The 12,183-nt window shown below is 56.1% G+C and carries 12 protein-coding genes; 6 read left to right on the top strand and 6 right to left on the bottom strand.

Translation table 11 applies throughout. The features are described from left to right. Positions 1 to 90 precede the first annotated feature (90 nt). Positions 91 to 1,485, bottom strand: coding sequence for an alpha/beta hydrolase (locus G461_RS0120090; protein WP_157360378.1), 1,395 nt, complete (start codon positions 1,483 to 1,485; stop codon positions 91 to 93). Positions 1,486 to 1,567: 82 nt separating this feature from the next. Here G461_RS0120090 and G461_RS0120085 point away from each other — a divergent pair, with 82 nt between their 5' ends. Both G461_RS0120085 and G461_RS0120075 read left to right on the top strand, forming a co-directional pair. Next, positions 1,568 to 2,251 (top strand): HAD family hydrolase, encoded by a 684-nt coding sequence (locus G461_RS0120085; RefSeq protein ID WP_035480919.1) that lies wholly within the window; start codon positions 1,568 to 1,570, stop codon positions 2,249 to 2,251. Between the two features lie 139 nt (positions 2,252 to 2,390). Continuing rightward, positions 2,391 to 3,185, top strand: coding sequence for a Cof-type HAD-IIB family hydrolase (locus tag G461_RS0120075; protein WP_026973188.1), 795 nt, complete (start codon positions 2,391 to 2,393; stop codon positions 3,183 to 3,185). Between the two features lie 49 nt (positions 3,186 to 3,234). On the opposite strand, the gene G461_RS0120070 is transcribed toward G461_RS0120075, so the two are convergent. The 5 genes from G461_RS0120070 to G461_RS0120050 form a co-directional block, all read right to left on the bottom strand. After that, the gene (locus G461_RS0120070; protein ID WP_026973187.1) at positions 3,235 to 4,605 is read right to left on the bottom strand and encodes an MATE family efflux transporter; all 1,371 of its coding nucleotides are present in this window, start codon (positions 4,603 to 4,605) and stop codon (positions 3,235 to 3,237) included. Positions 4,606 to 4,831: 226 nt separating this feature from the next. Beyond that, positions 4,832 to 5,647, bottom strand: coding sequence for an amino acid ABC transporter ATP-binding protein (locus G461_RS0120065; protein ID WP_051333722.1), 816 nt, complete (start codon positions 5,645 to 5,647; stop codon positions 4,832 to 4,834). 2 nt (positions 5,648 to 5,649) lie between these two features. After that, positions 5,650 to 6,306, bottom strand: a complete 657-nt coding sequence (locus tag G461_RS0120060) for an amino acid ABC transporter permease (RefSeq protein WP_026973185.1) — start codon at positions 6,304 to 6,306, stop codon at positions 5,650 to 5,652. A gap of 8 nt (positions 6,307 to 6,314) precedes the next feature. Continuing rightward, complete coding sequence (locus tag G461_RS0120055) at positions 6,315 to 6,962, bottom strand: amino acid ABC transporter permease (RefSeq protein ID WP_026973184.1); 648 nt, start codon at positions 6,960 to 6,962, stop codon at positions 6,315 to 6,317. 77 nt (positions 6,963 to 7,039) lie between these two features. Then, a complete protein-coding gene (locus G461_RS0120050) occupies positions 7,040 to 7,897 on the bottom strand; it encodes a transporter substrate-binding domain-containing protein (RefSeq protein ID WP_026973183.1) in 858 nt (285 codons plus the stop codon). A 320-nt stretch (positions 7,898 to 8,217) separates the two neighbouring features. Here G461_RS0120050 and gcvA point away from each other — a divergent pair, with 320 nt between their 5' ends. The 4 genes from gcvA to G461_RS24985 all read left to right on the top strand — a co-directional run bounded on the left by gcvA (position 8,218) and on the right by G461_RS24985 (position 12,001). Further along, positions 8,218 to 9,147: a transcriptional regulator GcvA gene (gene gcvA / locus G461_RS24995; RefSeq protein ID WP_051333721.1), complete on the top strand. Its 930-nt coding sequence runs from the start codon at positions 8,218 to 8,220 to the stop codon at positions 9,145 to 9,147. Positions 9,148 to 9,258: 111 nt separating this feature from the next. After that, a complete protein-coding gene (locus tag G461_RS0120040; RefSeq protein ID WP_035480915.1) occupies positions 9,259 to 10,464 on the top strand; it encodes a M24 family metallopeptidase in 1,206 nt (401 codons plus the stop codon). After that, on the top strand, positions 10,464 to 11,363 hold the full coding sequence (locus tag G461_RS24990) for a DMT family transporter (protein WP_051333720.1): 900 nt from the start codon (positions 10,464 to 10,466) through the stop codon (positions 11,361 to 11,363). The genes G461_RS0120040 and G461_RS24990 overlap by 1 nt, the downstream gene beginning before the upstream one ends. Before the next feature lie 296 nt (positions 11,364 to 11,659). Next, the gene (locus G461_RS24985; protein ID WP_051326824.1) at positions 11,660 to 12,001 is read left to right on the top strand and encodes a hypothetical protein; all 342 of its coding nucleotides are present in this window, start codon (positions 11,660 to 11,662) and stop codon (positions 11,999 to 12,001) included. Positions 12,002 to 12,183: the final 182 nt, after the last annotated feature.

Raw genomic sequence — 12,183 nt, 5'->3', positions numbered from 1 at the left:
TGTTATAGCGCTGCGATACCGGTCACAAGCGATTGATAATATGAGCATAATTAGTTTCAGCGCATACTTTGGTGAAACTAACATATCTGGTTATTGCAGGTCGTCGAGAAACTGCTCCAGTGCCTGCCACTGCTGCTGATAGTAGGGGTTGAACATCAGCCGCGCCATCGGTTGGTAGCGCTGCAGGTTCTGCTCGGTCTTCTCGGCAAACACGATCGGGGCGGTGCTCTTACAGGCTTGATAGCGTGGCCAATCCCCCAGATAGTGGCCGCAGTTGCGATAGGCGCCCTGCTCGCCATACAGTGGGTTCTCAGGTGCCAGCACCAAGGCATGGGAGGCGCCCACTACCCGGTGACAAGCATGGGACTGATCCTCGCTAGGGCAGCTTGAGAGCACAGTGGTAAGCCCATTCTCGACGGCGCTCACTTGCCCCTCGGGGGCGACTAAGAACAGCTTATCGCGCTGGGCTGTGGTGCGCCCCGGAGTGTTGTGCCAGCTCTCCAGCATGGCGATGCCCTCGCCAACTACGGTGGTCTCATCCACCTCGCTAAGCGCCACAAACATCGGCAAGTCAGCGCCATGTTGGCCGCGGCTTAAACGCCCACGCAGGCTGCGCATCAGCTTCTCAACCTCGGCAGCCTCTTTTAGGGTGAAGGACTCATATTTGGCCACGTCGGTATCGGCATCTTTCTCCAGCCACTGCTTTAGCCGAGTCGGGGTAAACAGCGGGTTCACCCACGGGGAGATCCAGGCAAAGCGATTGGTGGATTGCACCGCGGGCGACCATAGCATCACGCCTTTGAGCTGCTCGGGGAGCGAGTCGGCGTGCTCCATCAAGGTTTCCACCAGCAAGGTAGCTCCGGTGGAATAGCCACCGAGCACCACGTGGGAGTAATCGGCGACCGCTTGCTCCAGCGCATAATCCACCGCAGCACGCCAGTCACCCACTCTCACCCCAAGCATCGCGGCAGGTGCTTCGCCATGGCCGGGGATCAGCAAGGTGCGCACGGTATAGCCCTGTGACCACAAATCAAAGGCCATATCGTGGTAGCTAAACGGTGAGTCGGTCAGGCCATGTACCAGTAACGCCAGCTTATTATCGTCTGCGGATTTAAGCTCATAGGGGGCAACGAAATCGAGCACCTTGGGTGGGTGCTGCCAACCATATTGCTCGGCTAAGGCCTCGCGCAACGGCGAGTTGAGCGGACACGCCCAATCGGCACGCGGGTTCACCTCGGCAAGGTAGCGACGGGTATGGGCCAGGTAATCTTGATAGCTGGCACTGCCTTGCTTGGCAAAATCAAAGCGCTTGAGCTCGCTCTCAAGCGGGTGGCGGTAGTAGCCCTCAGACTGGGCGCGCTGCATCCAATCGGTATCGGCATTGATGGTGACACAATCAAACTGTACCGCCGCGGCCTGCCCACTCCCGACAAGCCCACTCCATATCAAGCAAATCGCTGAAAAAATCCGTCTGCTACGCAACAAAGGCTACTCCCTAAGGTATTGAAAGAAAACCGTCATACTTTACTCTGATACTGTAAGGCCGAGCAAATGGAAGCCCCTTATCATGTCGAGAACAGCACACACACTCGCAGTGTTTGATTTAGATGAAACCCTACTCAGCGGGGACAGTTCGATGCTGTGGCATCGCTTCATCGTTGACCAAGGCTTGGTTGAGCAAGCCGATTTTATCGAGCGCGACCAAGCGCTGATGGCGCAATATGCCGATGGCCAGCTAGATATGCGCGAATACATCCGCTTCAGTATGCAGGCGGTGCAGCACCACTCTATCGCGGCGCTCACCCCCTTGGTTGACGCCTTCTGCCAACAACGGATAAGACCGCGCCTCTACCCCGATGGGCGGCTATTGCTCAAACAACTGCGTGAGGCGGGTAGCGATCTGCTGATCATCTCCGCCAGCGCCAGCTTCTTGGTCGAACCGATTGCCCGCTTGCTAGATGTAGAGCATGCCCTAGGTATCGACCTGCATGAAGACAACGGTCATTACAGCACCGAGGTCAAAGGCACCATGAGCTTTCGCGAAGGCAAGGTGACCCGCTTGCAAGCGTGGCTGACAGAGCGCCAGCAACACTATCAGCAGCTACGGTTTTACACCGACTCCATCAACGACCTGCCAATGTGTGAGCAGGCCGATTTTGTGGAGGTGATTAACCCCTGCCCACGCCTGCATGCCTTGGCCGAGCAGCGTGACTGGCCGATTCACGACTGGTTAGTGGCCTCGGCAGATTGAGATGATTGCAATCTTTAGGGGGCAAGCTTATGCTGGCGGCGCTGATGTGGGAGGCACAGCTCCAGGGCGGGCAACTCGCCCTTAAAGCAAGTGCTCACTCGCGCTTCATCTCACTAATGTTGTACCCAAAGGCTTAACTATGGCTTCCAAGCAAATTGCATTTATCGCCGCCGATATGGATGGCACCCTGCTCAATCCAGATGGTCAACTCGACCCTGAGTTTTTCGATATCTACCAGCAGCTTAGCGATAAAGGGATCCGCTTTGCTGCCGCCTCTGGTCGCCAATATTATAGCCTCAAGCAAACCTTCGCTCCCATCGCCGAGCAAATGCTGTTTATTGCCGAGAACGGCACCTTGGTGATGCATCAAGATCAGGAGCTGTATAGCTGCACCATTGCCAAAGCAGAGATTGAGCAGGTAATCACTGAGGCGCGCGCTATCGACGGCGCGCATATTGTGCTGTGCGGTAAGCGCTCGGCCTATATCGAGACCCAAGACCCCCAAGCGATTGCCGAGATCAGCAAGTACTACCACCGCCGCGAGAGCGTGGCAGATCTTCTGGCGGTGGACGATGAGTTTATCAAGGTGGCGATCTGTCACTTCGACGGCACCGAAGCTTTGGTCTATCCGAGCATCAATCAGCACTTTGGCCAATCTCACCAAGTGGTAGTGAGTGCCGCCATCTGGCTGGATGTGATGAATGCCGAGGCCTCCAAGGGCAGCGCGATTAAGCATCTGCAGCAAACCCTTGGCTTTAGCTTCGAGCAAACCATGAGCTTTGGCGACTACTTTAACGATGTGGAGATGCTGGCCGCCAGCTACCACTCTTACGCCATGGCCAATGCCCATCCCGAGGTGAAAAAGCTGGCCCGCTTCGAAGCGCCCAGCAATGCTGAATCTGGGGTGCTGCAGGTGTTAAAACGCCTGTTCTAAGGCTGTTCACTCCTCCGTGTTCAGGCCAGCCTCGCTGGCCTGTTTAGCATTACACGCTCTGATACTGTGCCGGTAACTCCGCGCGACGCAGCCCCCTCACCAACAACGCCAAACTCAGCATGGCGGTGAGTGCTTCAGCAAATAAGATGCTGCCCCAGATGCCGTTGACCGGGAACCAGCGGGGCAGCAGCAACACCCCAATCACCACCAACACAAAGCCCCGGCACAGCGACAGCATGCTCGCCGCCTTCGGCTGTGCAGTGGCCTGAAACAGCGTCGCAGTCACCAGATTCAGACCCATTAACGGCGCGGCCAAAAAGTAGAAACGCATCGCCGTCGCCGCCAGCTCGGCCTGATCACGCTGGGCACCCAGGTAAAGTTCCGCAAGGCTATCGGCAAAGACCCATACCAGCACAGCAAAGCCCACACCCGCGCCCATCGCCGAGAGCAGTCCCAAACGATAGGTGGCCCAGACTCGTGCAGACTGCTTTGCCCCATGGTTAAAGCTGATAATCGGCTGACAGGCCTGTCCCACGCCCAGCATACTGAACAAGGCAAAGGTGCCCACCTTGCCGGTGAGTCCATAGGCCACCAAGTGTGCATTGCCGTAGTGATGCAGCAGCACAAAGTTAAACAGCAAAATGGTCATGGCAGCGGTCACTTCGATAAAGAAGGTCGGCATGCCGATACTGATGATCTCTTTGCTGCGCCCCAGTCCTCGCGCTTGTTGGAAGATATCTTTAACATCCATGCGAAGCTGCCCTTTGGCGCGCACAAAGTGGCTCAGCAGCATGCCTGCCATCAGCACCTGAGCCAGCCCGGTAGCCAAGGCCGCCCCGCTGACTCCCCAGCCCCAGCGGATCACAAACAGGTAATCCAAGGCCAGGTTGAAGATAGCGCCGGCAGACATCGCCAGCATCGCCAAGCGCGGATTGCCATCGTTGCGCACAAAGCACGACAGCACCCACGTCAGGGCATACACCACGTTGAACTTAAGCAGCACTCGCAGGTAATCGGCCGCCAGCACGGCGATATTGCCGCTGGCACCTTGCCAGGCCAGCAGGTCTTCCAGCCAGACCAATCCCGCCATCACCACCACACTGACCACAGCGGCAGTCAGCAAGAGTGATTGGCTAAACAGTGCCTGCCCCTGTGCTACACGCCCACGGCCAAACTCCATCGACATTAGTGCAGCGCCGCCAATCCCCACCATCATGGCCAGTGCGGTAAACAACGAAAACCCCGGCATCGCCAGCGCAATGGCGCCAAGGCCATCGGCGCCCACGCCAATGCCGATAAAGAAGGCATCACCAAGGATAAAAACCGACTTAATCAACATGCCCGACAGTGCGGGAAGCAAATAGTGTAGAAAGGCGCGCGGAATGGGGCTTGTGCGCAGGTCGATAGACGCAGTAGACATGGACTCTCCAGGAAATAAACAACACTGCTAAGGCAATTGCCTTAATCAGCGAACGGAATTATCCGGAACAGCAAGCAGGATGGAAAGGGATGAAATGGCCATTTGTCGGCACTATTTGAACATTTGGTGGATTCACCAAGCAATCGGACAGTTGCATGGCTGTTTGAGATGGAGACCAGCCGGGAGGTCTATCCCGGCTGTAATGCTATTTAAGCAAAGACTATCATCAGGCCGCTGCACCATTGCGCGACGACCAGGTCTCGAGAAACGACTGCAACTTGGGCGAGCTGGGCGCGTTAAACAGTTTCGACGGTGGCCCCTGCTCCTCAATCTTCCCTTCGGCGAGAAACACCACCTGATCGCTAACCTGAGCGGCAAAGCCCATCTCGTGGGTTACCACCACCATGGTCATCCCTTCTTGGGCCAGCTCCTGCATCACCTTGAGCACCTCGCCCACCAGCTCTGGGTCGAGCGCAGAGGTGGGCTCATCGAACAGCATGATCTTCGGGTCCTTGGCCAAGGAGCGGGCTATCGCCACCCGCTGCTGCTGACCGCCGGAGAGCGACAGCGGATAGGCCTCAGCCTTGTGCTCCATGCCAACCTTAGTCAGTAGCTCCAGCGCTCGCTGCTTGGCCTGGGCCAAGGGCACGCCTTTGACCCAACGCAGCGGCGCCATCACATTCTCCAGCACGCTTAGGTGGGGCCACAGATTAAACTGTTGGAACACCATGCATACCTCGGAGAGCTCCTGCTGGACCAAAGACTTTGGCAACAGCTCGCGGTTACCTTGCTCGTCCATGCCATAGCCAATGGTTTTGCCGAACACGTTAACCTCGCCTTCCTGATACACCTCGAGGAAGTTAATACAGCGCAGCAGGGTGCTTTTGCCGGAGCCGGAGCCACCGATAATGCAGGTTACCTGCCCTTCTAATATGTTCAGATCGATGCCCTTAAGCACCTCGTTGTCGTCGTAGCGCTTGCGCAGCTTAACCAACTCTACGGCGGTGCGCGGAGTGTTGTCGGCGTGGGTTTGCTGGGTCATCATCAGCTCCTCAAGTAATGGGTTGCGCGCAGCTCGCAGTAGTTGGCGACCTTGGCAATGGCGAAGTTCAGGCACCAGTAGGCCAGCGCTAAAAACAGATAGGGTTCAACCACGGTAAAGGTTTGGGTGGCCATGCGCACCGCGGCAGTGGTCATCTCTGGCACCGTGATCACCGACAAGATGGCCGACTCCTTGACCATGATGATGGTTTGGTTCAAACAAGGCGGAATAATCAGCGCCAGCATCTGCGGTAGTTGGATCTTCACCAAGGTGGTGATCCGGCTCATCCCAAGATCCTGCGCTGCCTCTAACTGCCCCTTGGCCAGACTCTCGAAGCCGCTGCGGTAAATCTCGGCAAAGTAGGCCGCCACATACAGCGCCAGACACAGTACCCCGACAAACTCGGCACTCAGCGACAGGCCGATAAACGGGCCGCCATAAAACAGCAGGTAGACCTGCACCAGTAGCGGCGTGCCACGAAACGTAGCCAGGTAGCCGCGATAAAACCAGCGCCACAGCGCGCCCGGGCGCAGTGAAATCAAATACAGCACCAAGCCCCAGACCAGCCCTAGCAACAGCCCTAAACTGCACACGTAAACGGTGTAGGTGAAGCCCTTGAGCAGCGCCGGACCAAATTCCAGATAAAGTGAAAAATCCATGCCTGCTCCTAGTAACTCATGCGCCGTTCAACCCAGCGACCCACCACTGCGACCGCCGAGGTCATCAGCAGATACATCAGCCCGGCGGTGATAAAGAACTCCAGCGGACGATAGGTGGTGGACGAGTAGGTTTGGGCAATTCGCATCAAGTCGGTCACCGCAATGGTAGAGATCAGTGCCGAGTTCTTGATGATGTCGATGGTTTCATTGACCAGCGATGGCAAGGTTTTGCGCACCACTTGCGGCATTTGGATGTAACGTAAGGTTTTCCACCAGCCAAGTCCGATGGTCCAGGCGGCCTCATTTTGGCCGCGCGGCAGAGTCTGAAAGCCGCCGCGTAAGATCTCAGCCTGAAACGCGGAGGTATTCATGGCCAAGGTGATAATCGCTGCGCTCACAGGCTCCAAACTCAGCCCTAACAAGGGCAGAAAGTAGAACACTATCGCCAGCTGAACCAGCAAAGGCGTGCCACGCAGCGCACTGATGTATACCCGGGCGATCCCCACCAGCCAAGGCTTAGCGGAAATACGTGCTAGACACAGTAAGCCGCCACCAATAAAACCCAGCGCGATGGAGAACAGCGAGATACCCAAAGTCATCATCGCCCCCTCCAATAGCGCAGGGGCATTCTTTAAAACGACGGAAAAATCCAACATTGCCGATCCTTGGCCCGGCGCGGACGCCGGGCAGTATTACTTGTGTAACGCGGCCTTAGTTAACCGGTGCAGGCGCTTTAGTTTACGGGTGCAGGCACCATGCCTTGCGGTACTTCCATGGTGAAGCCGAACCACTTCATTTGCAGCTCATCGAGCTTACCGCTTTGCTGTAGCTTCTCGATACCCTCGCTGAAGAAGGCCACCAGCGACTCAGATTCGGCATCGTCACGCCCTGCCCAGGCGTAGTAGGTCGCCGGGCCAAAGGCAGGCTGCACAATCTCAAACAGGTCACCACGCTCTTTCACGATAGGAGCAAGATTCGACAGCGCCTGTGGCACCGCATCCACTCGGCGTGAAGCCAGCGCTGAATAGGCCTCGTTGTAATCGGTAAACAGCTTGATGTCTTTGTAGCCTTCGCCTTTCTCAGGGATCACCACCGACTGCTCATATTCTTTGGCCACCTCAACCTGTGGCGCACCAGCCTGAATACCGAGTACCTTGCCAGCCATATCTTGTGGCTGGACGATACGTTCGTCACCCTTACGCTTGAGCACCGCTACCGATGCAGTCGAGGTGGGGTAGGTGAAGTTGTACTTGGCGGCACGCGCCTTGGTGATGGTGAGCGAGGTCACCACAAAGTCGTAGCGCTTGGCGGTTAGGCCCGCCATGATGCCCTGAAAAGGCAGGTCCAGCTGCTTGAGTTTCACACCCGGCAAATCGGTCAGGATCTCCACCAGCATATCTTGGTGGTAGCCGGTGATCTTGCCATCTTCTAATAGCTCAAACGGCGCGTAGCGAGCCTCGGTGGCGATCACAATCTCGCCGCGCTGTTTAATCTCTTCCAGCAAGTCGGCGTTAGCCGCGCTGCTCAATCCCAAGCTGGCCGCTAGCGTACTGGCCGCCAGACAGAGTTGTTTGATGGATAAACCTTTCATAAATCTTCTCCCGTGAAGCATTGCTTTCCGTTGCGTTAATTGCTTTCTATGTTGCGAGGGAGAGCCAAGTGCAACAAACGGTATCTGCTAATCGAGTGCATTAGCATGGGTTATGAACCAGCTTGGCGCAGAGGGCTTTAGTTGCACCAAGTTGGCTCAAAATTCGAGCAACGCAGCCGCTCAGACAACACCGCTAAGTCCCGCGAACTGTTGGTAAATCACGCTATAAATCAATTCCTTACTCTTGGCATGGGCTTTGCGTTTCCGCTGAAGAGCTATCAATACGAACGATCCCTACACCGGAATGTGGAGAGCACACGATGTTAAAGCTGCCCCCCTTAGAGGCCCTGCGCTACTTTGAAGCTGCAGCCCGCCATTTAAGCTTTACTGCCGCCGCCGACGAGCTTTGTATTTCACAAAGTGCGGTGAGCCAAAAGGTGATTCAGTTGGAAGAACGACTGGGCTACAAACTGTTTGAGCGAAAACCCCGTCAGCTGCTGCTCACCCAGCGTGGCGCCACCCTCTACCCGGCGGTGAACGCTGCCTTATTGCAGATCCACGACACCCTTAACGACCTCAACCAGAGCCATCAACTCAGTCCGGTGGAGCTGTTCTGCATGCCTTCGTTCGCCTCGCGCTGGCTACTGCCGCGCCTGAGTGACTTTAACCAGCGTTATCCCGAGGTGGTGCTGCACCTCAACGCCCAAGTGAGTGAGCCGAACTTCTACCAGCAGCAGGTGGATATTGGGATTTGCCACGGTGTGGGCGATCACCCCGCACTCGAGCAGGTGCGACTGTTTCGCGACTACATCTACCCGGTCGCCAGCCCGGAGTATCTGGAAAGCCATCCGGTGAATACCCCCGGCGATCTGCAGCGCTGCACCTTGCTGCACGACGCCCTGCCGCAAGCGCGCCTCGCCACCTCCTGGCAAAGCTGGCTTAACGCTATCGGTATGAGTGAGATAGATTGCTCACGCGGCTATCGCTTTAATCAAGCCGACCATATCGTGCGCGCGGCCCTCTCAGGCCAAGGCGTAGCGCTGGCCCGGCATGCGCTAGTGGCTCGTGAAGTGGCCAAGGGCCGCTTAGTGCCCTTGCTCGATCATGTGATTGAAGATGGCGCGGTCTATCTGGTATGCCTGCGCAAGCTGCTGGCACGCCCGCAGATCCAAGCGTTTATCAGCTGGATCCGCTCACAGGCCGAAGAGTTTGAGAACCACCATTCGGTGATCGCTAACGACCCCGTATAAGCATCGATTATGCGAACATAAGCAATCACCGTTTGTCCTGATCCGCCGCTTTGCTCAGTATTTTCTCAACAAACGCCTCCGACTGAGGCCTGCCTAAAAGGAGTACTGAGCATGAAAGACTTATTGGAGATCCGCAACGGCGAACGGGTCAAAGGCACCTTTTCCGACCGCGAAATGCAACAGCGACTGGCCACCCTGCGCACCCTGATGGCCGAGCAAAACCTCGATGCCGTAGTATTCACCTCCATCCAAAACGTGAATTACTACAGCGACTTTTTCTACTGTTCCTTCGGTCGCCCCTTCGGCCTGTTGGTCACCCAGCAGCGCTCGGTCACCATTAGTGCCAACATCGATGGCGGGCTAGCCTCGCGGCGCGCTTTTGGCGAACACCTGATCTACACCGATTGGCAGCGCGACAACTTCTACCGTGCCATCAGCTCAGTGCTGGGCAAGGTAAAACGGGTGGGGGTTGAAGACGATCATCTCACCTTACAAGGGCAAAGCAAGCTGGCTTTAGCGCTGCCAGAAGCAACCCTGAGCGATGTCAGCAAAGCGGTGATGCGCCTGCGCATGGTGAAATCGAGCGAGGAGATCGCCCTGATTAAACACGGCGCGCGTATTGCCGATATCGGCGGTGCAGCTTGTGTTGAGGCGATTGCCGAGAACGTCCCTGAATACGAAGTCGCGCTGGCGGCCAATACCGCGATGACCCGTGAGATCGCCAAGACCTACCCGCATATGGAGCTGCGCGATACCTGGACCTGGTTCCAGTCAGGCATCAACACCGACGGCGCGCATAATGCGGTTACCAGCCGCCGCCTGCAAAAGGGCGATGTATTAAGCCTGAACTGCTTCCCGATGATGGCCGGCTACTACACCGCACTAGAGCGTACCTTGTTCCTCGATCACTGTAGCGATGAGCAGCTACGGATCTGGGAGATCAACTGTGAGGTCTATCGCCGCGGTCTGGAGCTGCTGGTACCGGGTAACCGCTGCTGTGATATTGCCGCCGAGTTGAACGAGATCTACGCCAAGCACGGCTTGCTCGAGTATCGCACCTTCGGGTATGGTCACTCCTTTGGCGTACTCAGCTATTACTACGGACGGGAAGCTGGCCTGGAACTGCGTGAAGATATCGACACCGTGCTCAAGCCGGGCATGGTGGTATCGATGGAGCCGATGCTGATGCTACCTGAGCACTTAGCGGGCGCCGGCGGTTACCGCGAGCACGACATTGTGGTGATCACCGAAGACGGTGGTGACAACATTACCGGCTTCCCGGTGGGTCCAGAACATAACATCATCAAGGCCAGCTAATGAACAAAGCCAACCTCATCTATGTGCTTACCATCGCCATGTGGTCGTCACTGGCGGTACTGAGCATCAGTGTCAGCCATCTCGACCCGCTGCTGAGCGTTGGCTTGGTGTTACTGATTGCCTCCCTGCCCAGCTGGCCCAAGTGGCGCTGCTGGCGACTCAGCCCCGGCCATTGGCTGGCCGGGCTGATTGGCATGTTCGGCTACCATGTGTTGCTGTTCGATGCCTTTGGCCGCTCACCCGCCGTCAATGTGAATCTGGTGCAGTACCTGTGGCCGCTGTTTATCGTGGTGGCCAGCCCGCTGTTCTCTGGCAAACGCCTTAACTGGGGGCATAGCACCGGCGCCCTACTGGGCTTCTCAGCAGTGGTTTTATGTCTGGGTGGCCAGCAAGTGGACTGGCACCCTTCTCATCTATTCGGCTATGTCGAGGCGGTGATCGCGGCCAGTTTCTGGGCCTACTACAGCCTGTACAACAGCAGCAAGGCGGACATGCCGGTAGCGGCCGTGGGCGGATTTTGCTTGGTGGCAGGCCTGATGGCATTAGGTAGCTATGGCCTCACCCAACCACAGCTGGCACTTCCTCAGCTAAGCGGCAGTGAGTGGTTATCGATTCTCGGTCTGGGCTTAGGCCCGATGGGACTGGCTTTTTACACCTGGGATTACTGCATGCGCCATGGCGACCCACGGGTACTCGGCGCAGCCAGCTATCTCACTCCGGTGCTGTCGATGCTATTGATCGTTGCGGTGTTCCCAGAACACGAGTTGAGCCTCGGTCAGATGGTGGCATTAGCGCTGGTGATTCTCGGTGCGAGCCTTGGCCCTTGGGTGGCCAAGCGACAGGGCGCAAAACCGCAATCGACTACCTTGGAAGTTAGCCCCAGTAATGGTGGACGCTAGGCTTCACAGTATTAATAAAAATGTTGGTTAACTGAATAAAAACGTGAGTAAGCGGCAGCTTACTCACCAGCCCAATCACGCCGCGTTTATTGGCAGCCAGCGGTTTTTCTCAAGGTTTGCAAAACACAGTCGATAACTAAATTAGTTCAGCAATATCGAGCTAAGGCCTTGTAAAGAAGTTGGTTTTTTGCGATTCTCCTCGGGCCATTATTAAATTAGCATAAAATAAAATAGCGGAAAGGCAGCATCTAAAATGGCGATGCTGATCTCAAGCAACGGTAAATTAGGAAATATCCATGTCTAACAAACTAAGCACGCTCTCTGCGTTGCTTTGCCTAGGGCTCGCCAGTGGTGTAGCACAAGCAAGTGACCAGGTTTACATGTGTAAACATGGGAGTGCCGAGCGTATCATCAGCGTGGTTTACCACGGCGAAAACCAAGGGCTTCCCTGCGAAGTAACTTACCAAAAGGACGGCTCATTCGAGACCCTGTGGCGCGCACAAAACACCGAAGGCTACTGTGAAGAAAAAGCCATCGATTTCGTGCAAAAGCAGATTGGTTGGGGCTGGGACTGTGAAGCGCAGCAACCAGCGGTTCCGACTCAGTTGCCTGAGCTAAGCGACGAAAGCGCCAGCTAACGTCCACTCTTTCCTTACTAAGTGTAAGAAAAGCCACTTGATCCTAAGTGGCTTTAATGACTTTAGTCACTCAGCGATTTATCTCAGCTAACCCACATTCCACCGCCTCCTTCCTGTTTTGTTGACTCGCAAACCGGCCATGCAATAGCGACGACAAATCAATTAATTGATAGAAATATCAT

Origin of the sequence: Aliagarivorans marinus DSM 23064, from assembly GCF_000429485.1 — a bacterium.
GTDB classification, from domain to species: Bacteria; Pseudomonadota; Gammaproteobacteria; order Enterobacterales; family Celerinatantimonadaceae; genus Aliagarivorans; species Aliagarivorans marinus.
Note: the sequence above shows the minus strand (reverse complement) of the source record. Positions and strands in the feature narration are given on the sequence as shown.